This window comes from Streptomyces sp. NPDC047525 (assembly GCF_040643025.1).
GTDB lineage: Bacteria > Actinomycetota > Actinomycetes > Streptomycetales > Streptomycetaceae > Streptomyces > Streptomyces durmitorensis.
Genome location: NZ_JBEYTL010000012.1, coordinates 20,511 through 43,770 on the forward strand (window position 1 = coordinate 20,511; position 23,260 = coordinate 43,770).

Consider the following 23,260-nt stretch of genomic DNA (forward strand, 5'->3'; position numbering starts at 1 on the left):
TGCGCTCGTCTCGTTAACTCCCGGTGGGGGCGGCCTTAACCCGCCGTTCCCTAGCGTCCTGGTCATGGACAGCGCAGAGAACCTCGGACAGATGGCCGCCCACCTCGGCCTCGACCTGGTGGCCGTGACCCTCCTGACCTTCGGGGTCTTCTATCCACGGCACCGCAGAAGGGAGTTGGTCCCCGCCTACCTCGCCCTGAACGTCGCGCTCTTCGCGGTCGTCTCCGCCCTCGCGAGCGCCGGCGGCAACGGCGGGCTCGCGCTCGGCTTCGGGCTCTTCGGGGTGCTCTCGATCGTGCGGCTCCGGTCGGACGCGGTGCAGCACCAGGAGGTCGCGTACTACTTCATCACCCTGGTCCTCGGCCTCCTCTGCGGGCTTCCGGGCCTGGACCTGCCGGTCGCCGCCGGGCTCGCGGCCGTGCTGCTCCTGGTGATGTACGGCGCCGACCACCCCCGCCTCTTCGCCGGTGACCGGCGCGCGGTCGTCACCCTGGACGCCGTGTACCGCGAGGAGACCGCGCTCCGCGCCGAGCTGGCGCGGCGCCTGGGGGAGCCGCTCGGCTGGACCGTCCAGGAGGTCGACTACGTACGTGACCTGATGGTTCTGGAAGTCCGCTTCCGGCAGCCGGAACCTTCCGAGCGGGCCGGGGAGTTCATACGTACAGCACCACGACGCCGCACGACCCGGTCCCGCACGCCTGCCGTCCCCCACCAGAAGGAGACCGTGTGAACCCCGCCGTACGCGCCATCGGACGGGCCGCGCTCGCCGCGCACCCCATCGCACTCGACGAGGTCAACGCGCGGGCCGAACTGCTCGCCCGCTACGACAACAGCTATCTCGTGCCGGTCGAGATCTTCGACGACCTGGCGGCCCTGCTCACGGACCCGCGCCGCGCATCGGGCCCCTTCCGGGCCCTGAGCATCGGCGGAAAGCGCTGGTTCAGCTACCACTCGACGTACTACGACACCCCTGAACTCCTCACCTACCACCACCACCGGCAGGGCAGGCGGCTGCGCTACCGCATCCGGGAGCGGGTCTACCAGGACAGCGGCGAGCGGCAGTTCGAGATCAAGCTGAAGAGCGGCCGGGGCGAGACGGTCAAGCACCGGCAGCGCCTCGAGGGCGACGACTGTGTGCTCGATGCCGCGCGGCAGGGATTCCTCGCGGGGGTGCTGAGGGGGTCGTACGGCATCGAGGCGCCCGGCGGGCTGACCACGGCGCTCGTCACGGAGTACCAGCGGGCGACCTTCGTGGCCGACGGGCAGCGGATCACGTGTGATGCCGGGCTCGTGGTGCGGGACGTGGCCACGGGGCGGTCGGTGGCGGCGGACTCCGGGCTCGTCCTGGTGGAGACCAAGACGCAAGGGCATCTGACGGAGGCGGACCGGGTGCTGCACCGGTACGGGGTGCGGGCCGCCGACTTCACGAAGTACTGCGGCGGGTTCGCCGCGCTGCGGCCGGAGTTGGGGGTCAACCGGTGGGCTCGGGCGGTGCGGGTCGCGTTTCCGCGGGCCGCGGGGGTGCCTTCGGGAAGGTGAGGGTCACTCGCGTGCCGCGGGTGGCGTCGGAGGCGATGGCGAAGGTGCCGTCCGCGTCCTCGGCGGTCCTGCGGGCGATGTCCAGGCCGAGGCCCGTGGAGCCGCCGCCGCTGGTGCCGCGTTCCGCGGCGTACGTCGGAGGGAGGCCGGGGCCTTCGTCGGCGACGGTGAGTTCGGCGTTTCCCTCCGGGGTGGTGCGGACGGTGATGCGGAAGGGCGTGCCCTGGGGGGTGTGGTCGAGGACGTTGCCGATGAGGGCGTCGATGGCCGCGGTGAGGTCGTCCTCGGGGACGGGGACGGGACTCGGTTCGTCTTGGGCCGATGTCTCCGTCGTGCGCCCCTGATCCTCCGCCAACGGCATCCAGAACGCGGCGCGTTCGCGTGCCACGGCCGCCAGGTCCGCGTAGGGGGCGTCGCGCAGTGGGCGGCGGGCCTTGCGGATCACGTCGTCGACGCTGCGTTCGAGGGCGGCGACATCCAAGGCGATGCGGTTCGCCTCCTCCGTGTCGCGGAGGGTCTCGGCGTCCAGGCGGAGGGCGGCGACGGGGGTGCGGAGGCGGTGGGCGAGGTCGGCGGCGTTCTCGCGTTCGGCGGTGAGGAGTTCGTCGATGCGGGTGGCGAGGTGGTTCAGCTGGCCCGCGACCAGGCGGAGTTCGGGCGGGCCCTCGGGGGTGGCGCGTGCGGTGAGGTCCCCTGCGGCCAGGCGGTCCGCGGTGCGGGCGAGGCGCCGGGTGGCGCCGACGAGGCGCGCGCCCAGGCGGTCGGCGAGGAGCAGCCCGATGAGTACGAGGCCGACCCCGATCCCGGCGAGCACGAGCCAGGACGTCATGGTGCCCGCGTACAACTGGCGCTCGGTGAGCGTGACTTGGACGACTGCCGTGCCGTCGGCGGCGCCCTGGACGGGGACGAGGACCAGACGGCCGCCGGTGGAGGGTTCGTAGGTGAAGGCGCGGCCGGTGCGGGCGAGGCGGATGGCGTCCGTGATGCGGGGGGTCTGTTTGTTCCGAGGGCTCGGTCCGATGGCGGTGCCGTCGGCGAGGATGAGTGAAGTGGTCGGCAGGTTCTGGGTGTTGACGCTCTCGACGGTCTGCTCGGCGGTCTCGCGCTCGTCCGGGGTGGCGAGGGCGGGGCCGATGGCGTGCGCCACCCACTGGGCTCGGGCGGTGGCCTCGGCGGTGGTGCGGTCGGCGGCGTGGGTGCGGGTGAGGAGGGTGAGGGGGACGAGGAGGGCGGTCAGCACGAGGGCGGTGGTGGCGGCGGTGAGGAGAAGGAGGCTGCGTCGCATCAGCTGGCCCCTGGGCCTTGGGGGGTGTCTTGGGGGGTGGGTTCCTCTTCCCCGAGGTGGGGCGCCTCGTTGCCGCTGTGGGGCGGGGCCGCGCCGGTATGTCCGTCCTCGCTGTCGTCCGGTGACCGCGGGGCTGCTGCGGCGGGGGAGTCCTGCGAACCGTGCTCCGGGCGGACATACCGGCACGTCCCCTCGGGTGCGTCGCGCGGCTGCGGGAGCGTGGGGGCCGGTGCGTCGTCGGGTGCCGTGAGCTTTACGCCCACCGTGCGGACGGTGTGGAGGTAGCGGGGGGTCTGGGCCGTCTCGCCGAGTTTTCTGCGGAGCCAGGAGAGGTGGACGTCGACCGTCTTGTCGGCGCCGCCCAGGGGCTGTTGCCACACCTCGGCGAGGAGTTCGCGGCGGGAGACGACCTGGCCGGGGCGGTGGGCGAGGTAGGCGAGGAGGTCGAACTCGCGGGGGGTGAGGTCCAGGGGGCGGTCGTCCAGGGTGACTTCGCGGGAGCCGGGGTCGATGGCCAGACCTCCGACGCGCAGGGGCTCTTCCGCGGCCTCGGTCGCGCCGAGGCGGCGCAGGACGGCCTTGATGCGGGCGTCGAGCTGGGCGGCGCCGAACGGCTTGACGATGTAGTCGTCGGCGCCGTCCTCGAGGATCGCCACCATCTCGGGTTCGTCGTCGCGCGCGGTCGCGACGATGACGGGTACGTCGCTGACGGCGCGGAGCATGCGCAGGATCTGGGCGCCGTCGACGTCCGGGAGCCCCAGGTCGAGTACGACGAGGTCGGGGTGGGTCGTCACCGCGGCGTCCAGGCCCGCCATGCCGCTTGGCGCGGTGGCGACGGCGTGCCCTTTGTCGCGCAGGGCGCGCACGAGGGCGCCGCGCAGCTGGGGATCGTCCTCCACGACGAGAAGATGGGCCATACATCCACCGTAGTCAGGTGCTTTGGGCAGCCCTTAACCGGGCGTTAGGAAACTGTGCGGCACAGTGGCCGGATGAGGAAGTGGCGGAGCGCGGTGGTGACCGCGGCATGGGTGGGTGTGGGGACGGCTGCGGGGGCGCTCGGCGCTTGGCAGTTGGCCACGTCGGACAGCGGCGGCGCGGCGCACAGCCGTCCCCTGGACGAGGGCGCGGTGGAGAGGGCTCTGGCGGCGACGTCGGCGTCCCCGTCCGCTTCACCGTCTCCGTCCGGCTCTCCGTCTCCGTCTCACTCTCCGTCCGCGACCCCCTCGCAGAAGCAGTCCGACCGTTCCACGCTGAGGTTCACCGGCGGGACGGCGACGGTCGAGTGCAGGAGTGACGGGACGGTGTATCTCGTCTCGTGGAGCCCGGCGGACGGTTTCCACATGGACGACGACGTGGAACGGGGCCCGGGCCCGGTGGCCCGCCTGGAGGCGGAACCGAGCGACGACGACGAGCAGGAGGACCTGCCGTACGAGATCCACTGCGGGGAGGACGGAAAGCCGCGGGCGGGGGTGGTGGCGGACGCGGATGATTGAGGGGGAGTTCTTCAGCCCGTCCGGCGAACCCTTCAGCCCGTCCGGCGTTTGAGGACGAACTCGGCGGAGCCGGTGATGAGGGCACGCAAGGCCCCCGCGCCAGAGCGGGTTTTCGGGAAGGGGCGGGGTCGGGGACGAATACGCCTTGACGCCGAGCGCCGATGAACGAGGCGCCTGTGCCCGCAGGGGTGCAGAGCCCGAGGCCCAGAGCCCCGACACACTGTCCAGTACCCCCCGCCGCCGCGAAACAGGACGCCCATGTCCCGTCCACACCGTGGACACTTACCCTCGCCCACATGACCCCTCAGCCGAAGCCGAACCCCCAGGTCGGCGCCGCCGTCAAGGCGGCGGACCGCGCGCACGTGTTCCACTCCTGGTCCGCACAGGAGCTGATCGACCCCCTCGCCGTAGCCGGCGCCGAGGGCTCGTACTTCTGGGACTACGACGGAAACCGCTACCTCGACTTCACCAGCGGCCTCGTCTTCACGAACATCGGATACCAGCACCCGAAGGTCGTCGCCGCGATTCAGGAGCAGGCGGCGACGATGACGACCTTCGCCCCCGCCTTCGCCGTGGAAGCCCGCTCCGAGGCCGCACGCCTCATCGCCGAGCGGACCCCCGGCGACCTCGACAAGATCTTCTTCACCAACGGCGGCGCCGAGGCCGTGGAGAACGCGACCCGCATGGCGCGTCTGCACACCGGCCGCCCGAAGGTGCTCTCCGCCTACCGCTCGTACCACGGCGCCACCTCAGCCGCGATCAACCTCACCGGCGACCCCCGCCGCTGGCCCTCCGACAACGGCACGGCGGGCGTCGTCCACTTCTGGGCGCCGTTCCTCTACCGCAGCCCCTTCTACGCCGAGAACGAGCAGCAGGAGTGCGAGCGCGCCCTCCAGCACCTCGAGGACACCATCGCCTTCGAGGGGCCGCAGACGATCGCGGCGATCATCCTGGAATCCGTCCCCGGCACGGCAGGCATCATGATCCCGCCGCCCGGCTACCTCTCCGGCGTACGCGAGATCTGCGACCGGCACGGCATCGTCTTCATCCTCGACGAGGTCATGGCGGGCTTCGGCCGCACCGGCAAGTGGTTCGCCGCCGATCACTTCGACGGCGGCATCGTGCCCGATCTCCTCACCTTCGCCAAGGGCGTGAACTCCGGTTACGTCCCGCTCGGCGGTGTCGCGATCTCCTCCGCCATCGCGGAGACGTTCGCCCGCAGGCCCTACCCGGGCGGTCTCACGTACTCCGGCCACCCCCTGGCCTGCGCGGCCGCCGTGGCGACGATCAACGTCATGGAGGACGAGGGCATCGTCGAGAACGCGGCCCGGGTCGGTACGGAGATCATCGCGCCGGCCCTCGCGGATCTCGCCGAGCGGCACCCGAGCGTGGGCGAGGTCCGCGGCCTGGGCATGTTCTGGGCCCTGGAACTGGTCAAGGACAAGGAGACCCGCGAGCCGCTGGTCCCGTACAACGCCACGGGCGAGGCGAACGCCCCGATGGCCGCGTTCGGCGCCGCCGCGAAGAAGCAGGGCCTGTGGCCCTTCATCAACATGAACCGCACCCACGTGGTCCCCCCGTGCAACATCACGGACACCGAGGCCAAGGAGGGCCTCGCGGCGCTGGACGCTGCGCTGAGCGTGGCGGACGAACACGTGTCCTGACCCCGGGGCCAGCCGCTCCCGGCGTGTCCCCTGCGGCCCCGCCCTTCCCAGGACGGGGCCGCCCTGGCCCCCCGGGGCTCCGGCCCGCCACCACCCAGGACCGCCGCTTCGCGGCGGATCACTCCCACCCGCCCACCCATGACCCTGTGGCGCATCCCACCCCCCCCATGCCCCACGGGGCAATCGGGTGGGTGGGCGGGAAAGGATCCGCCGCGAAGCGGCGGCACGAGCGGAAACGGCGCCGCACCTGAACACGGACGGTGCCGCACCGGAAGACGGACGGCGCCGCACCTGAAGACGGCCCCCGCCCCCGGGAACCCCGACCGCGTAGTCTGACGTGCTCGTAAGCAAGACGACCACCAAGGCGCCCCCGCCAGAACCGGCACGCCAGACACTCCCGAGGGAACCCAGATGCCCGGCACCGACGGCACCGCCGTCATCCGCAGCACTCTGCGCCAGCAGATCGCCGACGCGCTGCGCGACGAGATCCTCGGCGGCCGTCTGGAGCCCGGCCAGGAGTTCACGGTCAAGGAGATCGCCGAGCAGTACGGCGTCTCCGCGACCCCGGTCCGCGAGGCCCTGGTGAACCTCGCGGCGCAGGGCCTCCTCGACGCCGACCAGCACCGCGGCTACCGCGTCCACGAGCACTCCCTCGCCGACTACCGCAGCATGCTCCAGGCCCGCGGCCTCGTCGCCGACGGAATCTTCCGGGACCTCATCAAGAACGGCACCCCGCTGGGACCCAAGCCCCAGAAGGAAGCCTCCGACGCGCTCATCTCCGTACGCCGCCGTGGCGAGGAAGCCGCACGCGCCGCCTGCGCGGGCGACCTGAACGTCCTCATCGGCTACGACCTGCGCTTCTGGCGCGAGCTCAGCGCCCTCTTCGGCAACCCCTACCTCTCGGACTTCCTGCACCGCATCCGCGTCCAGTCCTGGGTCTGCGCCGTCACCTACCTCCGCCGCGCCGTCGAACGCGGCGACGGCGACCTGCGCGGCACCCTCTGGGCCCGGCACACCGAGCTCGTCGACGCCCTCGCGCACCGCGACCCCAAGGCCGCGCACGCCATCGTCGAGGAGTACAACGCCCACTCCCTCGCCCTCATCGAGCGGCTGGCCGCTGCATGAGCGTGGATCTGACCGTCGTCGTCCCCGCCTACAACGAGGAGCGGCGCCTGGCTCCCACGCTGGCCGCGATCCGGGCGTACCTGGAGGACGGGCCCGAAGGGGGCGACCGCGGCACCCGGTGGGAGCTGATCGTCGTGGACGACGGCTCGACCGACGGCACCCTCGACATCGCGGCCGACGCCGAGGCCGCCGACGGCCGCGTCCAGCTCATCCACTCCGACCGCAACCTCGGCAAGGGCCACGCCCTGCGCCTCGGCGTCCTCGCCTCGCGCGGCGACCGCGTCCTGATCACCGACGCGGATCTGGCCACCCCCATCGAGGAGCTGGAGTGCCTCGACAAGGCGCTCGCCGACGGCCACGCGGCGGCGATCGGCTCCCGCGCCCGCCCCGGCGCGACGATCGAGAGCCACCAGCACCGCCTGCGCGAACTCCTGGGACGTACCGGCAACTTCCTGATACGAACGGTCGCCGTCCCCGGAGTCCGCGACACCCAGTGCGGCTTCAAGCTCTTCGACGGCGACCGTGTCCGTGAGGCCTTCGCCGCGTCCCGCCTGCGCGGCTGGGGGATCGACGTCGAGATACTGCAGTACTTCCGCCGCGCCGGCTGGCCGGTCGCCGAGGTGCCGGTGCGCTGGGCGCACCAGGAGGGCTCGAAGGTCCGCCCGGTCGACTACGTGCTGGTCCTGGCCGAACTGACCTCGCTCAAGGTCCGCACCGTCCGCCCGAAGGACCTGCTCGTCGCGGCGCTCTTCCTGGCCATGGCCATCACCCTCTACTCGGGCCGCTGGATCGCACCGGGCGACCGCTATCTCCCCGACTCCCTCCAGGACCAGAACCAATGGGAGTGGTTCTTCGCGGTGACGGCGGACAACGTCCGCCACCTCCAGAACCCCCTGTTCACGACCCTGCAGAACCAACCCGACGGCGTGAACCTCATGGCCAACACGGTCATGCTGGGCCTCTCCGTCCCCTTCGCCCCCGTGACCTGGCTCTTCGGCCCGGCGGTCGCCCTGAACGCGGCGATGACGCTGGGCCTCGCCGCGACCGGGGTCGCCTGGTACTGGCTGATCCTCAGGCGTCTCGTACGGCACCGGGGCGCGGCGGCCGTCGGCGCGGCACTCGCCGCCTTCGCGCCACCGATGATCAGCCACGCCCACGCGCACCCGAACTTCATGGTCCTGTTCATGATCCCGCTGATCATCGACAGGGCGCTGCGGCTCTGCGAGACGCGGGGCCAGGGCCGGGGCCGGGGCCGGGGCGAGGGCACGAGTGTCGTACGCGACGGGATCGTCCTCGGGCTCTTCACGACGTACCAGATCTTCCTCGGCGAGGAACCGCTGCTGCTCGCGGCGCTCGGCATGCTGCTGTTCGCGGCGGCGTACGGCCTGGTGCGCAGGGATGTCGCGAGGGACGTGTTCCGGCCCCTGGCGCGCGGCCTCGGGGTGGCGGTGGCGGTCACCGTCCCGCTGGTCGCCTTCCCGCTCCACTGGCAGTTCTTCGGGCCGCAGAGCTACACGAGCGTGCTGCACGGCGACAACGCGGGCAACAGTCCGCTCGCGCTCCTCTCCTTCGCCGAACGCTCGCTCGCGGGCAACGCGGAGACGGCATCCGCCCTCTCCGCGAACCCCACCGAGCAGAACGCCTTCTACGGCTGGCCCCTGGTCGCGCTTGCCTTCGCGATCGTCGTACGACTCTGGGAGCGGGCGGTGGTGAAGGCGCTGGCCTTCACGGTCCTCGCGGCGGCGTTCCTCTCGCTGGGCTCGAAGTTCCGCATCCCGCTGACGGACATCGTGCTGCCGGGCCCGTGGGCGGTCCTGGCGCACGCGCCGCTCTTCGAGTCGGTGATCGAGTCGCGGGTGGCGATGGTGTGCGCCCCGGCGCTCGGCATGCTCCTCGCCCTCGCGCTGGCCCGCCTCCTGGCTTCTCCGCGCCGGATGGCGGCCGCGCGGTACGCGGGCGTGGCCGCGGTCGCCCTCGCGCTCCTGCCGATCGTGCCGGCGCCGCTGCGGGCGGTGGAGCGGGCACAGGTCCCGGCGTTCATCGCCGACGGGGCCTGGCGGAAGTACGTGGGGGAGGGCGAGTCCCTCGTACCGGTACCGCTCCCGGATCCGTCCGGCGCGGAGGCGCTGCACTGGCAGACCACGGCCGACCTGGGCTTCAGCGTCCCCGGCGGCTACTTCAACGGCCCCTGGGGCCCGGACCGCGTCGGCATCTACGGAGCCTCGCCCCGCAACACGTCGAACCTCCTGCGCGACGTCCGCGCGTCGGGCCGCGCGCCGCAGATCACGGACGCGTGGCGCAGGGCGGCCCGCGAGGACCTGGCGTACTGGAACGCGGGCGTCCTGGTCCTCGTGCCGCAGGAGCACGACGCCGAACTTCGGGTGACGGTGGAGGAACTCCTTGACCGGCCCGGAAAGTGGGTAGACGGGGTGTGGATCTGGGATCTGCACAAGGGGAGCTAGGGGGCGTCCGCCCGGACTACGCTGCCTGAACGCGAGGAACGTCCGACGTCCGAAATGCCGTCCGAGTATGAGCCTGACCTGAGGAGCACCCTTGGCCTGTGATCTGTGGCTGGTCCCGCTCGTCGACGTGCTGTGCCACAGCCCCGACAATCCCTTCGCGGAGGAGATCGCGGCGTACGACAAGGCGCTGCACGAGGCCGGCCTGCCCCCCGTTCCCGTCTTCGCCTACATGCCGGGCCTGTCCGGGGACGTGGCCCCGGTCGCTGGCTTCGACTACGACGCGCTGCATTTCCTGCGCCGGGCGTATCTCCTCCAGGTCTGCGGCCTCGAGGTCACGCCGGTGGACGAACTGGGCGGGGACTACGAGCAGTTGCTGGAGATGTTCGACACGACGGCCCAGCAGTCGCACCTGGTCTGGCACTACGACCACGCGGGTGCGTACGTCCCCGTCGACTTCCCGGCGCCTTTGTCCAACGACGAACTGCTTGCGGGCGGGGGGCCTTTGGGCTCGGCGCAGGCGCTGCTGCGGGAACTGGAGTTCGTGGCCCCGTCCATCGGCATAGACGCGGCGAACCCTCCGCGTCCGCCGACTCCGCCGGAGGCGCCCACGTCCCTGGAGGAACCGGCGGCCCCGGCTCCCCCGGACGACAGCCCCTTCGCGAGGGAGCGCCACGTGTGGCTGGGCCTGCACGCGGCAACCACCAGAAGCCTGGCGCAAGGCTCAATGATCATCTACAGCTGACCCGGGGCTTCGGCCCCCGGAAGCAGGGCCCGCACTTGGCCTGCCGGAATCCACCTTTCCGCCTCCGGCAGGCCGGCCCTCCTCCCACCCACCCGCCCCGCACCCGGGAGCGACACCCCCCGGGCATTGGGCCCGCCCGGCGGTATTCCATCCCGCCCGCAGAGCCCGCCCCTTTCCCGCCCGCCCGCCCGGCACTCCGGGGTGACATCCCCGGCGTTGGGCCCGCCCGGCGGTGTTCCGGCCCGTCCGCAGAGCCCGCCCCTTTCCCGCCCGCCCACCCACCCCCACCCGGGAGTGGCATCTTTCAGCCCGTCCGGCGTTTGAGGACGAACTCGGCGGAGCCGGTGATCGGCCGAGCCACGGCGGGGTCTGGGGCGAAGCCCCAGTTTCGGGAAGGGGCGGGATTGGGGAGAGCCCCGCAGGGACCGCCTTGACCCGCACCCACTCCACTCCGCACCCACTCCACTCCGCACCTACTCCACCCCACCCCCGCTCCGCCCCCTCAACGAGGCTCAGGCGGCCGCTGGCGAGGCATGTTGGGCCGAGCCCCCGGCGGCAGAGCGGCCCGGATGGGGAGGACGGCCCCTGCCTCCCCCCGGGAGGCCGGAACCACGGCCTGCATGGCCAACGGCGCGGGACCGGACCGAAACTCCACCATCCAGTCCGCGGTCTCGGACCGCACCAGCTCGGTCACATCCTCCGAGAACCGCCGAAGCACCCCAAGACACCGCTCGGCAGCCTCACTCGCCGTCCCCTCGGTGGGCCCGAGCACCTCCCGCACACTCTCCGACGCCCAGTCGAACTGCAGCACCTGAAGCCGCCGCTGCACGGCCTGCGCGGTGGCCACGTCCCGCATCCACCCGGAGGTCAGCCCGAAGAACCGGTCGCACCCGAGACACGCGACCCCCGCGAGCAGCGAGACGAACCCCCAGGTGGCGACGCCCTCCACCGCCCCCGCGAGATCGAGCAGCGGAAACACCCCCGCCCCCACGGCCCCCACCGCGGCCCCGGCCCGCGCGAGCCGCGCCCCGCACCGCTTCCACGCCCGGTCGGACAAGTACCACTCCGCGGTGTTGAGCGCGCCCCGCTCCACCCACCGGTACAGCTCGTCGAGCCGTTCCGCGGGCTCACCCCAGTCGCCGAGGGGAAAGGTCCGTCCCGTCAGATCCCCGAGCCGAGCACCGTCCGCGCCACCAGAAGCGCTCTGCTGCGCACCGGCACCGGCACCGGCACCCGCCCCGGCACCCTGCCCCTCATGGGGCACCCCCTCGGGCTGCATATCCGGCTGGCTCACCCGGCACTCCCTCTACCTCTACGAGATCCCTGACTGTTCCCTGCGGCGGTTCCGTACGGTGCGCGCCCCGTGACAGCTGGTGCTGACGCGACAGATGTCATCTGCTCATGCGCAGCCCCAGTCCTACCGCCCAATGGGTGGCCCTGAGCCCGTTTTCGCGGTATTTCCGCCCGGAAGAGGTGCTTGATCAGGTATAGGAGGACGGCCGATCTCACTCGAAAGAGTGCTGGGGCGAGGGCACCCTCGACCACGTAGGCTCATTCCAGGTGGAAAATCCACCGTAAACACCTCCACGAACAGGAGCTGATCGTGATCCCCGGTGGTGGCCAGCCCAACATGCAGCAGCTGCTCCAGCAGGCCCAGAAGATGCAGCAGGACCTCGCGACCGCGCAGGAGGAGCTTGCGCGCACCGAGGTCGAAGGCCAGGCGGGCGGCGGCCTCGTCAAGGCGACGGTCACCGGCTCCGGCGAGCTGCGCGGCCTCGTGATCGACCCCAAGGCGGTCGACCCGGAGGACACCGAGACTCTCGCGGACCTGGTGGTCGCGGCGGTCCAGGCGGCGAACGAGAACGCGCAGGCGCTCCAGCAGCAGAAGCTGGGCCCGCTCGCGCAGGGCCTGGGCGGCGGCGGTATCCCGGGCCTTCCCTTCTAAGAGGGCCGCAGGCCAACTACCGTACGTATCAAAGCCTGATACTCGGCAAGAGCAGAAAACTGGAAGCAGGAAAGGCACCCCGTGTACGAAGGCGTGGTTCAGGACCTCATCGACGAGTTGGGCAGGCTGCCCGGCGTCGGTCCCAAGAGCGCGCAGCGGATCGCCTTCCACATCCTGCAGGCGGAGCCGACGGACGTACGCCGCCTCGCGCACGCCCTCCTTGAGGTGAAGGACAAGGTCCGCTTCTGCGCGACCTGTGGCAACGTCGCGCAGGAAGAGCTCTGCAACATCTGCCGCGACCCGCGCCGCGACCTCAGCGTCATCTGCGTGGTCGAGGAGCCGAAGGACGTCGTGGCGATCGAGCGTACGCGCGAATTCCGGGGGAAGTACCACGTACTGGGTGGAGCGATCAGCCCCATCGAGGGGGTCGGCCCGGATGACCTGCGTATACGAGAGCTGCTCGCGCGGCTCGCGGACGGCACGGTCACCGAGCTGATCCTCGCCACGGACCCGAACCTGGAGGGCGAGGCCACGGCGACGTACCTCGCGCGCATGATCAAGCCCATGGGCCTGAAGGTCACCCGCCTGGCCAGCGGGCTCCCTGTCGGGGGAGATCTGGAATACGCGGACGAGGTCACCCTGGGCCGCGCCTTCGAGGGGAGACGACTCCTAGATGTCTAAGAAGCAGACAGAGAACGCAGCAAAGCCGGAAGCGACAGCCGCCGTCGAGCCGACCGTCGCCGCCGATCCGATCGTCGTCCCTGAGCCGGTCATCGCCGCCGAGTCGACGGTCCTCCTGCACGCGTCCGCCCAGGACCCGGACTCCTTCGCCGTGCAGATCTCGGACCAGATCGAGAGCTTCATCGTCGCGGTGACAGAGGTGGCCAAGGGCGACGAGCCGGACTCGGCCGTCCCCTTCCTCCTCCTGGAGGTCTCCCAACTCCTCCTGGCGGGAGGCCGCCTCGGCGCGCACGAGGACATCGTCCCCGACGAGCGCTACGAGCCGGATCTCGGCCCGGAGCGCGACGTCGACGACCTGCGCGAACGCCTGGCCGCCATGCTGGAGCCGATCGACGTCTACTCCGAGGTCTTCGACCCGTACGAGCCCCGCAAGGCCCCGGTGGCCTGCCGCATCTCGGACGACCTGGCAGACGTGGTCGCCGACCTCTCCCACGGCCTTGCGCACTACCGCGCGGGCCGCACCACGGAAGCCCTGTGGTGGTGGCAGTTCTCGTACTTCTCGAACTGGGGCTCCACGGCATCCGGCGCCCTCCGCGCCCTCCAGTCCCTGGTGGCCCACGTCCGCCTGAACCAGCCCCTTGAGGACCTCAACGGCCTGGACACGGACGAGGACCTGGCCGAGGACGCACTGGCGGAGGCAGCGGGCAAGGTCATGGCAGAGGAGATCGCAGGGCCACTGGGCCTGCGCTCGGTGCAGTAGACCCCGACCAGACGCCGACCAGTCGCCGACCAGACCCCGACCAGGCACCGGCTCCGGTCCGGGCCCAACCGCCCGGACCGGACAAGGCCGGTGAAGGATCAGCCCTTCGCGCCCAAGTCGCCCGCGCCGCCTGAGCTGCCCGCGCCGCCCGGCCGCAACTTCCGCCACAGCGACCACGCGGTGGTGACCCAGGCCCACACGCCGACGACCAGCACGACGACCTTGGTCCAGAACCAGAGGGACGCGGGCTCCGGATCACTGACCAGGTCGAACCCCCACCAGAGCATGCCCACGGTGAACAGGGCGGTGGGCAGCACCTCGGCTCGCGCCGCGCGCCGCGACTTCCCCGGCCCTTCGCTGAGCCGCAGTGCGTAGACCTCGACGTCACCGAACTCGCCCGCGGCGCTCCCGCCCGAGGCGGCGAGATGGTCCCGCGCCTCGGCCACGCACCGCCGGGCACTCCCCGCGGACACGCCGTGCCGACCCCGCAGCAGCGCGGAGAGCCGTGTCAGCCACGCCTCGTCGTCACTCCGTATCGCCTCGGCAGGCACGGCCCGTCCACGGAACCAGCGCCCGACGGGCTCGGCGGGAACGCGCCATCCCAGCACCCCGAGCAGTGCGCCGACGACGAACAACGAGGGTGCGGGAATGCTCACTTGAGGCCCCCGGGGAATGGCGGTGAACCCCGCGGCGCAGGCCACGACGAGCACAGCGGCACAGCCCATGGCGGCCCGCCCGGCCCGAAGCCGTCCCGCCGCACGCAGCTCGGGGATGACGCCGGTCACCAGGACGACGAGCAGGGCGAGCAGCAGCCCGGCCCCGCCCGTGGGCCAGCCGACCGGAATCCAGAGCCCGGTGCTGGCCCACAACACCACGCCGAACAGGGCGACTTGGGCACCGGCAACAAGGAGCGAGCTGGTGAACCGGTCACCGGCGGCGAAGCCCTCGACGTCGACGGAGCTGCGATGGGCCTCGTCGATCCGCTCGGCGGCCACGGCATCGGCGTACGCGGCGGGATCGCCGAGAACCTCCCTGGCGGGGAGCCCCGCCTCCGCGGTGGTCAGCCGGGCTTCCTCGAGCACCTGCTCGGCGAGCCCGTCGGGCGGTGTGTGCCCCAGGGCCAGGGCGAACTCGAACTCGGCGGCCCACTGCGCGTCGTCGCCGCTGGGCCAGTCAGGCAGCTGTTCCCTGCCGTCCGTACGCATCATCGTGTTCCCCCAGTCCGTGTCGGTCGGCCTTCCGGCCCTTCTGGCTTCCCCGGCTCTTCCGCCGAGCCCTCGGCGCCACCAGTGCCGCCGGCGCGACCGGTGTCGCCGGCGCCACCGGCCAAGCCGGTCACCACGCCGTCGAAGTGGCGCCAGGCGCGATATTCGACGGCCAGCCGCTCGCGGCCCGCGTCGGTGAGGCTGTAGTACTTCCGCCCGGGTCCGCCCTCGCCCGCGCTCCAGCGGATGTCGACGGCGCCTTCCTCTTCCAGCCTGGTCAGGGCCGGATAGAGGGTCGCCGCCTTGGCATTGGCCAGCCCGGCCGCGCCCAGCTCCTGGAGCAGCGCGTACCCATAGCTCTCGCCCCGCTCCAGCATCCCGAGCAGGCACAGCGGCAGCGCCGCACGCAGCCACGCGGAACTGACGTCCGGCATCTGACCCGCCTCCCCGACTAGTTGAGTTTTCAGAATAGTCGACGACTCGGACATCTGCCAGCCCCCCCCGGGGAGCCGCCGGGCCCCCTCCCGCAGAAGGCCGGGCCCCCTCCCGCAGAAGTGCAGCCACAAAAGTGCAGAACCTGTGACCCGCCCCACTTTCCGGAGTGCCCCACTCCCCAGCGGGCATGTGCCAAGCCGAGCGGTCGAAACGTACGTCCCGAGCAGCGGGTGCGTATGCCGGCGGGTGATCACTTAGTGGGCGGGACATCTCACGATGTGATATCTGCGAGGCGAATTTCGGCCGCTCGTTAGACTGAGCCGACCGCAGCAGTGCGGTAAGAGACGGACTGAGCGAGGAGCGCACGTGAGCCTTGTCGTGCAGAAGTACGGAGGCTCCTCCGTAGCCGATGCCGAGGGCATCAAGCGGGTCGCCAAGAGGATTGTCGACGCCAAGAAGAACGGCCATCAGGTCGTTGTCGTGGTGTCCGCCATGGGTGACACGACGGATGAGTTGATCGATCTTGCCGGGCAGGTATCCCCGATTCCTGCCGGGCGTGAATTCGACATGCTGCTGACCGCCGGGGAGCGGATCTCCATGGCGCTGCTTGCCATGGCGATCAAAAACCTGGGTCACGCGGCCCAGTCGTTCACGGGCAGCCAGGCCGGTGTCATCACCGACTCCGTCCACAACAAAGCGCGGATCATCGATGTCACGCCGGGCCGTATCCGGGCCTCGATCGACGAGGGCAACATCGCCATCGTCGCCGGGTTCCAGGGCGTCAGCCAGGAGGGCAAGAACATCACCACGCTCGGTCGTGGTGGATCCGACACGACCGCTGTCGCCCTCGCGGCCGCGCTCGACGCGGAGGTCTGCGAGATCTACACGGACGTGGACGGCGTTTTCACCGCCGACCCCCGTGTGGTGAAGAAGGCCCAGAAGATCGACTGGATCTCGTTCGAGGACATGCTGGAGCTCGCGAGCTCCGGGTCCAAGGTGCTGCTCCACCGCTGTGTGGAGTACGCCCGCCGCTACAACATCCCGATTCACGTGCGCTCGTCCTTCAGTGGGCTGCAGGGCACGTGGGTCAGCAACGAACCGCAAGGGGACCGCAAGGTGGAGCAGGCCATCATCTCCGGTGTCGCGCACGACACCTCGGAGGCCAAGATCACGGTCGTCGGCGTGCCGGACAAGCCGGGTGAGGCCGCCTCGATCTTCCGCGCCATCGCGGACTCCGGGGTCAACATCGACATGATCGTGCAGAACGTGTCGGCAGCCTCGACCGGGCTCACGGACATCTCGTTCACGCTGCCCAAGGCCGAGGGCCGCAAGGCGATCGACGCGCTCGAGAAGACCCGCTCGGCGATCGGCTTCGACTCCCTTCGCTACGACGACCAGATCGCCAAGATCTCGCTGGTCGGCGCGGGCATGAAGACGAACCCCGGCGTCACGGCCGCCTTCTTCGAGGCGCTCAGCGACGCGGGTGTGAACATCGAGCTGATCTCGACCTCCGAGATCCGCATCTCGGTCGTGACCCGCGCCGATGACGCGAACGAGTCCGTCCGCGCCGTGCACACCGCCTTCGGCCTCGACTCCGACACGGACGAGGCCGTGGTCTATGGAGGCACCGGGCGATGACCGGAAAGCCGACGCTCGCGGTCGTCGGAGCGACCGGGGCCGTCGGCGCGGTCATGCTCCAGATCCTGTCGCAGCACGCCGACATCTGGGGCGAGATCCGACTCGTGGCCTCACCGCGCTCGGCCGGCAAGAAGCTGGCCGTGCGCGGTGAGGAGGTCGAGGTCCTCGCGCTGGGCGAGGACGTCTTCGACGGCGTCGACGTGGCCATGTTCGACGTGCCCGACGAGGTCAGCGCCCAATGGGCTCCCATCGCCGCGTCCAAGGGCGTCGTGGTGGTCGACAACTCCGCCGCTTTCCGGATGGACCCGGACGTGCCGCTGGTCGTCCCTGAGGTCAATCCGCATGCCGCGCGCGTACGCCCGCGCGGCATCGTCGCCAACCCCAATTGCACGACCCTGTCGATGATCGTGGCCGTCGGCGCGCTGCATGCCGAGTTCGGCCTGCGCGAGCTGATCGTCTCCTCGTACCAAGCGGTGAGCGGGGCGGGGCGCGACGGCGTGGAGACGTTGCGGCGACAGATGTCGCTGGTGGCGGGCTCGGAGCTCGGCACGCACCCCGGTGACGTACGACGTGCTGTCGGCGACGACACCGGGCCCTTCCCGGAGCCCGTGGCGCTGAACGTGGTGCCGTGGGCCGGGACGCTGCGGGACGACGGCTGGTCGTCCGAGGAGATGAAGGTGCGGGACGAGTCCCGCAAGATCCTCGGCCTGCCCGATCTGAAGGTCGCCGCCACGTGTGTACGCGTGCCGGTCGTGACCACCCACTCGCTGACCGTCCACGCGCGCTTCGAGGACGAGGTCACGGTGGACCGCGCGCGCGAGATCCTGGCCACCGCTCCGGGCGTCGTGCTCTTCGACAATCCGGCCGCCGGTGAGTTCCCGACACCCGCCGACGTGGTCGGGACCGACCCCACATGGGTGGGCCGGGTGCGGCGCGCGCTGGACGATCCGACGGCCCTTGAGCTCTTCGTGTGCGGGGACAATCTGCGCAAGGGGGCCGCGCTGAACACGGCCCAGATCGCGGAGCTGGTGGCGGGGGAGTTCACGTCCTGATGGGGCAGATCGGTCCGCCTGATGTGGGGCGGATTCGTCCACCTGATGTGGGGCAGATCGGTCCAGACCAGGCCTGATCCTGCCTGATCAGGCCCGACCGGGCCTGAATGATCCCCGGGGTGAAAGCGTTTGTGGGATCTGTGTAAGTTCTGTGTCCAACTTGGTGGCCAGGATCGCTTGAACTGGACCATTGCCGCGTTCGAAGATTCGCATTATTCGTCCCCGTCCACTGCAACCGGCAGCTGGGCGGGGCGCGTCTTTGCGATCGCCCTCCCGGGGGCATGACCTGAGCGCTGCGAAAACTGGGCATAGGGGAAGAGCTGGTACGCATGGGGGCATTTGATGCATCGTCACCGACACCGACGATGCCTGCCGCAAACGCGCCGCGCGATGCGTACAACCCTCACGGGGGTAAGCGTGTCCAACAGGCGTGGCAGAGGTACTCGATTTCACAGCGGTTCAGGCGAGGGGCGCGACCCTGCGTCCGCCTCGCCGTCCCCGTGCGCCCGCCGGCATGCCGGTGATCGCCCCCATGCCCACCACGAGATCGGCCCGCATCCCGGCGCAGCGCGAGGGCGCTGAGGAGACGATGAGCGCGGGCACCACAGTCGACCACCTGACCGAGACCTATCGCGCCCACTACAGGTCGCTCCTCGGCCTCGCGGCGCTGCTTCTCGACGACACGGCCTCCTGCGAGGACGTCGTGCAGGAGGCGTTCATCCGGGTGCACTCGGCGCGCAAACGCGTCCGGGACCCGGAGAAGACGCTCGCCTATCTGCGGCAGACCGTCGTGAACCTCTCGCGGTCCGCGCTGCGGCGCCGGATCCTCGGTCTGAAGCTCCTCTCGAAGCCGATGCCGGACATGGCGAGCGCCGAGGAGGGTGCGTACGACCTCCTTGAGCGGGACGAACTGATCAAGGCGATGCGCGGTCTCCAGCGCCGCCAGCGCGAGGTCCTGGTCCTGCGGTATTTCGCGGACATGACCGAGGCGCAGGTCGCCGAGACCCTGGGCATATCGCTCGGGTCGGTGAAGGCGTACGGCTCGCGCGGGATCGCGGCTCTGCGGGTCGCCATGGAGGCACCGGCATGAGCAAGCAGGAGTACGGGCGTGAGCGTGATCGCGATGAGAACGCCGAGAACGCCGAGAGCGCTGAGGGCGCTGAGGGCGCCGAGAACGCCGAGTTTGAGCAGCATGCTGGGGACGGAACTGTGAAACACGGTCAGGGCGACGAGCCCACCGGGTCCGAGCGGGAGGCCGGTGCCGAGCCGGACGCTTCGTCGGGTGCCTCGCCCGGCGGCTCGCCGGATTCCGCATCGGGCGCCGCGTCGGATTCCGCATCTGATTCCGCCTTGGACTCCCTCTTCGGTGGTGAGGGCGGCCCCGACGAGCTGGCGCTGCGCAGGATGATGCGTTCGGCCGTCCAGGAGATCGAGCCGGGTGACCGTGCTCTGGAGCGTCTGCGGCACGCGGTGCCCGCGCGGCGGGCGCGCAAGCGCCAGGCCGTGGTCGGCATGGCCGCAGCCGCGCTCTTCATCGGCACCGCCATCCCCGCTCTCGTGCACGTGACGAACTCCGGCGGCGGCTCGGACGACCGCCCGTCGATCGCGGGCAACAGCGAGCAGACGCAGGGCGGTTCCAGTCAGGGCAAGGGTCCTGACGGCGGGGAGAAGGGCGAGGGCAGCGACTCCGGCCCCTCCAAGTCCAAGGACAAGAAAGACAAGAAGGACAAGAAGGACGGCAAGGGGAAGGGCGAGTCCAGCGGCGGCGCGACCGGTGGCCCCGACCCGTCGGGCACAGAATCCGCCGACTCGCCTGCCTGCACGGCGGACCAGCTCGGCGACGCCGGCGGTAGCGCGGGCGCGGCGGAGGCCGACGGCAAGGTGTACGGCAGCTTCCGCATTTCGAACGTCTCCACCAGCAGCTGCACGGTCAGCGCCGCGGGCAGCGTGACCACGTCGACGACCGGGGCGGCCGACCCCACGAAGATCGGCGTCGCCGACCATGTGGCGGGCGACGCGGCGACCGGTCTGCCGGACCCGGCCCAGGCGGTCAGTTCGCTGGTCCTCCAGCCGGGGGCCGCGTACGAGGTGAAGTTCGCCTGGGTGCCTTCGGAGGCGTGTCCGACGGACGGCGGCGGCGATCCCTCGCCCGACCCGACTCCGACGGAGGGCAGCGGCGGTGACAGCGGTACGCCGGGCGGCGTCGAGCCCCAGATGGTGCGCGAGGACGGCGGCGTCCTTGACGGCGGAGTGACGGTGTCCCTGACGGCGCCCGCGGGCGCGCCCGCGTCGGGTGCGACGATCGCCAACGCGTGTGCGGGGACGGTCTACAAGACGGGGATGCTGTCGGCGTCGTAGGCGACACCGACAGGTACGCACGTACGCACACGCACACGCACACGTCGGGCGGGCTGGAAGCTTCCAGCCCGCCCGGCGTATGCGTTCTTGAGCCCCGCGTGGTCTAACTCTCGGGCAAGAGCCCCAGCTCGGCATCCCGCGCGAACTCCCGCTCCCGCCGGAACAGCCGGAACCACATGAAGACGACGAACCCCGCGAAGACGAACCACTCGCCGGTGTAGCCGAGGTTCTGGAAGGCCTTGAGGTCGAGCCCGGAGTTCTCCGGCGCGGCCGCCGGTACGGCCTTCATCCCGGAGTCGCCCTTCTCCAGGGTGACCCATGCGTCATACACATTGCCCTGGACCAGGTTCACCAGCGAGGCCGCGCTGATGGCGCCGAGCTGCCCGTCAGGCAGCCCTCCGGCCGCACTGACCCCGTTCGACCCGGGGCTCTCGGAGGCCTGGAGCGCGCCCGTCACGGTGACCTCACCGGAAGGCGCCGCGGGAGCCTTCGCCGCGCTCGCGTTCCCGGGGAGCCAGCCCCGGACGACGGGCAGGTCCTTGCCGTTGTCGGTGCGCAGGAGCGTCAGGACGTAGTAGCCGGGCTTGTCGTCCAACTCCCGGTCAGGGACCAGCAGTTGCTTGCCGTACCGTCCTGTCGCGGACGCCCGTTCCCCGGATGTCTCCTGGTCCACGGGGAGCAGTGAGCCCAGCGGCTTGGGCTTCGTCTCCGACTTGGTCGGTGACGCCTGCCGGTCCGCCTGCTTCTGCGCGGCGTCGTGCGCCTCGACGCGGTCCTCGAACCGCCCCAGCTGCCATGACCCCATGAAGATGCAGACGGGGATGGCCAGCAGTACGAAGACGTTGATCCCCCACCAGCGGGGCGTCAGCAGGAACCGGTACACACCCCCACGGTACGGGGGCGCCCGTGGGAGACAGGCCGCGGGGTTGGCGAAGCCGCCCGCCCCACGGCCACCGCCGCCCCGCCGCGGGCCCCCGGCTAGCGAAGGTGTCGCTCGGCGAAGTCCAGTTCCAACCGCACCTGCTTGATCCGCTCGTCCACGACGAGCGAGCCGTGCCCCGCGTCGTAGCGATACACCTCGTGCGCCGCGTCCCGTGCCTTGAGCCGGTCCACGTAGTTGTCGACCTGGCGGATCGGGCAGCGCGGGTCGTTCACGCCCGCCGAGATGTAGACCGGAGCCTTCACCGCGTCCACGTACGTCAGCGGGGACGAGGCCTCGAAGCGCTCGGGGACCTCCTCGGGCGTACCGCCCAGGAGCGTGCGGTCCATGGCCTTCAGGGCCTCCATCTCGTCGTGGTACGCCGTCACGTAGTCCGCGACCGGCACCGCGGCGAGGCCCACCGCCCATGCGTCGGGCTGGGTGCCGACGCCGAGCAGCGTGAGATACCCGCCCCAGGAGCCGCCTGCCAGGACGATGCGAGCCGGGTCCGCGAGGCCCGACGTCACCGCCCACTCCCGGACCGCCGCGATGTCCTCGAGCTCGATCAGGCCGACCCGGTGCTTGAGCGCGTCCGTCCACTCCCGGCCGTACCCCGTCGAGCCGCGGTAGTTGACCCGCACCACCGCATACCCGTGGTCGACCCAGGCCGCCGGGCCCGCGGCGAACGCGTCGCTGTCGTGCCACGTCGGGCCGCCGTGGATCTCGAAGACGGTGGGGAGGGGGCCGCTCGCGCCGGCCGGCTTCTGCACGAGGGCGTGGACCCGGCCGCCGGGGCCCTCCACCCACACGTCCTCCACCGGCACGGAGGCCGGGGCCTTCATGCCCGGCGGGTCGAGCACGACGCCGCCCGCCGTGGAGCGCACCACCGGCGGCTCGGCGGCCGACGACCACAAATACTCCACGCTGCCGTCAGGCCGCGCGGTCGCTCCCGACACCGACCCGGCGGGAGTGTCGACCCTGACGAGATCACCTGAGGCGAATCCATACCGGAACAGCTCACTGCGCGCCTCGAAGCTGTGCGCGATGAGCAGGGCGGAGCCGTCCGGATACCACTCGGCGCTGACGTCCCCCGGCAGGTCGAGCGCCAGGTCCGTCTCCTCGCCCGACGCGACGTTCCACACCATCGGCTCCCAGCGGCCGCGCCGCTGATGCCCGACGAGCAGCCGCGTGTCCCCGTCGACCGGCGCGAAGCCGAGGACCTCGAGGCCCAGCTCGACCGTGCCGCCCTTGGTGTCGTCCAGCTCGGCGACCGTGGAGCCGTCCGGCCTGACCACCCGGAGGGTGGAGTGCATCGCGTCGCCGTGCTCCGTGTGCTCGACGGCGATCAGCGAGCCGTCGTGGGAGAGGTCGCCGACGCCGGCGGACTCGCGGTGGCGGTAGATCTCGACGGGGGCGGCGCCCGGGGAACGTACGACATGGATCGTCGAGCCCTCTTCGTCCGTCGAGCGGCCGACGACCGCCATCCGCCCGTCGCGCGCGAGGGCGAGGCCCGCCGGATATGACGCGTCGAGTCCGGCCACCGCGGGCTCGTCGCTGCCGCCGCCCGCGAAGGGCTGGCGCATCCATACGCCGAATTCGTCGCCGTCCGTGTCGTTGAACCACCAGATCCATTCGCCGTCCGGCGAGACGAGGCCGTCCGTCGTGCCGTTCGGCCGGTCCGTCACCTGGCGCTGCTCGCCGGTCGCGCGGTCCCATGCGTACAGCTCGTACGTCCCCGTCGCGTTCGACACGAACAGGGACCGGTCGGGGGCGTCCTCCGCCCAGTCGGGCAGCGACACCCGCGGCGCACGGAACCGCTTCTCCCAGTCCGGCATCTCCGTGCCCCCGCCCGCATCGGTCGTCTCCACTGCACCCGCACCCAAGTCGCTCATGGACCCCATAGTGCACGCCCCGGCCGACAATCCGCTGGCGAGGGTCCCCAGCCTGTGGATAACTT

Annotated in this window: 20 protein-coding genes and 1 pseudogene; 14 read left to right on the forward strand and 7 right to left on the reverse strand. The window is 71.2% G+C overall.

The features are described 5' to 3' along the window. Window positions 1-64: 64 nt before the first annotated feature. Both ABZ833_RS30485 and ABZ833_RS30490 read left to right on the forward strand, forming a co-directional pair. Window positions 65-730 (forward strand): DUF4956 domain-containing protein, encoded by a 666-nt coding sequence (locus ABZ833_RS30485; RefSeq protein WP_249588731.1) that lies wholly within the window; start codon window positions 65-67, stop codon window positions 728-730. Then, window positions 727-1,539 carry a VTC domain-containing protein gene (locus ABZ833_RS30490; protein ID WP_361053077.1) on the forward strand — a complete coding sequence of 271 codons (813 nt, stop codon included), beginning with the start codon at window positions 727-729 and terminating at the stop codon, window positions 1,537-1,539. The genes ABZ833_RS30485 and ABZ833_RS30490 overlap by 4 nt, the downstream gene beginning before the upstream one ends. Here ABZ833_RS30490 and ABZ833_RS30495 read toward each other — a convergent pair. Both ABZ833_RS30495 and ABZ833_RS30500 read right to left on the reverse strand, forming a co-directional pair. Then, complete coding sequence (locus tag ABZ833_RS30495; protein ID WP_361053080.1) at window positions 1,472-2,824, reverse strand: HAMP domain-containing sensor histidine kinase; 1,353 nt, start codon at window positions 2,822-2,824, stop codon at window positions 1,472-1,474. The genes ABZ833_RS30490 and ABZ833_RS30495 overlap by 68 nt on opposite strands. Before the next feature lie 239 nt (window positions 2,825-3,063). After that, window positions 3,064-3,741 (reverse strand): annotated as a pseudogene (locus ABZ833_RS30500) (response regulator transcription factor); the annotation flags it as partial. A gap of 72 nt (window positions 3,742-3,813) precedes the next feature. Here ABZ833_RS30500 and ABZ833_RS30505 point away from each other — a divergent pair. From ABZ833_RS30505 to ABZ833_RS30525, 5 genes are all read left to right on the forward strand, one after another. Then, window positions 3,814-4,317: a hypothetical protein gene (locus ABZ833_RS30505; RefSeq protein ID WP_361053083.1), complete on the forward strand. Its 504-nt coding sequence runs from the start codon at window positions 3,814-3,816 to the stop codon at window positions 4,315-4,317. Between the two features lie 296 nt (window positions 4,318-4,613). Further along, window positions 4,614-5,981 carry an aspartate aminotransferase family protein gene (locus ABZ833_RS30510; RefSeq protein ID WP_361053086.1) on the forward strand — a complete coding sequence of 456 codons (1,368 nt, stop codon included), beginning with the start codon at window positions 4,614-4,616 and terminating at the stop codon, window positions 5,979-5,981. Between the two features lie 411 nt (window positions 5,982-6,392). Beyond that, window positions 6,393-7,106 (forward strand): GntR family transcriptional regulator, encoded by a 714-nt coding sequence (locus ABZ833_RS30515; RefSeq protein ID WP_361053088.1) that lies wholly within the window; start codon window positions 6,393-6,395, stop codon window positions 7,104-7,106. Then, window positions 7,103-9,568, forward strand: a complete 2,466-nt coding sequence (locus tag ABZ833_RS30520) for a dolichyl-phosphate beta-glucosyltransferase (protein WP_361053091.1) — start codon at window positions 7,103-7,105, stop codon at window positions 9,566-9,568. Before ABZ833_RS30515 ends, ABZ833_RS30520 begins: the two co-directional genes overlap by 4 nt. Window positions 9,569-9,659: 91 nt before the next feature. Beyond that, window positions 9,660-10,310, forward strand: a complete 651-nt coding sequence (locus ABZ833_RS30525) for a hypothetical protein (RefSeq protein ID WP_249588725.1) — start codon at window positions 9,660-9,662, stop codon at window positions 10,308-10,310. Between the two features lie 502 nt (window positions 10,311-10,812). On the opposite strand, the gene ABZ833_RS30530 is transcribed toward ABZ833_RS30525, so the two are convergent. After that, window positions 10,813-11,604 (reverse strand): SLATT domain-containing protein, encoded by a 792-nt coding sequence (locus tag ABZ833_RS30530; RefSeq protein WP_361053094.1) that lies wholly within the window; start codon window positions 11,602-11,604, stop codon window positions 10,813-10,815. A 309-nt stretch (window positions 11,605-11,913) separates the two neighbouring features. Between ABZ833_RS30530 and ABZ833_RS30535 the strand changes: the two genes are divergently transcribed. The 3 genes from ABZ833_RS30535 (at window position 11,914) to ABZ833_RS30545 (ending at window position 13,696) form a co-directional block, all read left to right on the forward strand. Next, entirely contained in the window at window positions 11,914-12,255 is a 342-nt protein-coding gene (locus ABZ833_RS30535; RefSeq protein WP_160506267.1) for a YbaB/EbfC family nucleoid-associated protein, read from the forward strand. Between the two features lie 81 nt (window positions 12,256-12,336). Further along, window positions 12,337-12,936, forward strand: a complete 600-nt coding sequence (gene recR, locus ABZ833_RS30540; protein WP_030781910.1) for a recombination mediator RecR — start codon at window positions 12,337-12,339, stop codon at window positions 12,934-12,936. Beyond that, complete coding sequence (locus tag ABZ833_RS30545; protein ID WP_361053098.1) at window positions 12,929-13,696, forward strand: DUF5063 domain-containing protein; 768 nt, start codon at window positions 12,929-12,931, stop codon at window positions 13,694-13,696. Before recR ends, ABZ833_RS30545 begins: the two co-directional genes overlap by 8 nt. 98 nt (window positions 13,697-13,794) lie before the next feature. On the opposite strand, the gene ABZ833_RS30550 is transcribed toward ABZ833_RS30545, so the two are convergent. Both ABZ833_RS30550 and ABZ833_RS30555 read right to left on the reverse strand, forming a co-directional pair. Next, window positions 13,795-14,904, reverse strand: coding sequence for a hypothetical protein (locus ABZ833_RS30550; protein ID WP_361053101.1), 1,110 nt, complete (start codon window positions 14,902-14,904; stop codon window positions 13,795-13,797). Continuing rightward, window positions 14,901-15,335 carry a PadR family transcriptional regulator gene (locus tag ABZ833_RS30555; RefSeq protein WP_361053104.1) on the reverse strand — a complete coding sequence of 145 codons (435 nt, stop codon included), beginning with the start codon at window positions 15,333-15,335 and terminating at the stop codon, window positions 14,901-14,903. The genes ABZ833_RS30550 and ABZ833_RS30555 overlap by 4 nt, the downstream gene beginning before the upstream one ends. Window positions 15,336-15,702: 367 nt before the next feature. On the opposite strand from ABZ833_RS30555, the gene ABZ833_RS30560 reads away from it, so the two are divergent. From ABZ833_RS30560 to ABZ833_RS30575, 4 genes are all read left to right on the forward strand, one after another. Beyond that, window positions 15,703-16,974, forward strand: a complete 1,272-nt coding sequence (locus ABZ833_RS30560) for an aspartate kinase (protein WP_249588720.1) — start codon at window positions 15,703-15,705, stop codon at window positions 16,972-16,974. Beyond that, on the forward strand, window positions 16,971-18,026 hold the full coding sequence (locus ABZ833_RS30565) for an aspartate-semialdehyde dehydrogenase (RefSeq protein WP_361053108.1): 1,056 nt from the start codon (window positions 16,971-16,973) through the stop codon (window positions 18,024-18,026). The genes ABZ833_RS30560 and ABZ833_RS30565 overlap by 4 nt, the downstream gene beginning before the upstream one ends. Window positions 18,027-18,456: 430 nt before the next feature. Continuing rightward, window positions 18,457-19,116 carry a SigE family RNA polymerase sigma factor gene (locus ABZ833_RS30570; protein WP_361053111.1) on the forward strand — a complete coding sequence of 220 codons (660 nt, stop codon included), beginning with the start codon at window positions 18,457-18,459 and terminating at the stop codon, window positions 19,114-19,116. Next, window positions 19,113-20,384 (forward strand): hypothetical protein, encoded by a 1,272-nt coding sequence (locus tag ABZ833_RS30575; protein ID WP_361053114.1) that lies wholly within the window; start codon window positions 19,113-19,115, stop codon window positions 20,382-20,384. Before ABZ833_RS30570 ends, ABZ833_RS30575 begins: the two co-directional genes overlap by 4 nt. Before the next feature lie 103 nt (window positions 20,385-20,487). On the opposite strand, the gene ABZ833_RS30580 is transcribed toward ABZ833_RS30575, so the two are convergent. Both ABZ833_RS30580 and ABZ833_RS30585 read right to left on the reverse strand, forming a co-directional pair. Further along, window positions 20,488-21,267: an SURF1 family protein gene (locus ABZ833_RS30580; RefSeq protein WP_361053116.1), complete on the reverse strand. Its 780-nt coding sequence runs from the start codon at window positions 21,265-21,267 to the stop codon at window positions 20,488-20,490. Window positions 21,268-21,362: 95 nt separating this feature from the next. Beyond that, a complete protein-coding gene (locus tag ABZ833_RS30585) occupies window positions 21,363-23,195 on the reverse strand; it encodes a prolyl oligopeptidase family serine peptidase (RefSeq protein WP_361053119.1) in 1,833 nt (610 codons plus the stop codon). Between the last annotated feature and the right edge of the window lie 65 nt (window positions 23,196-23,260).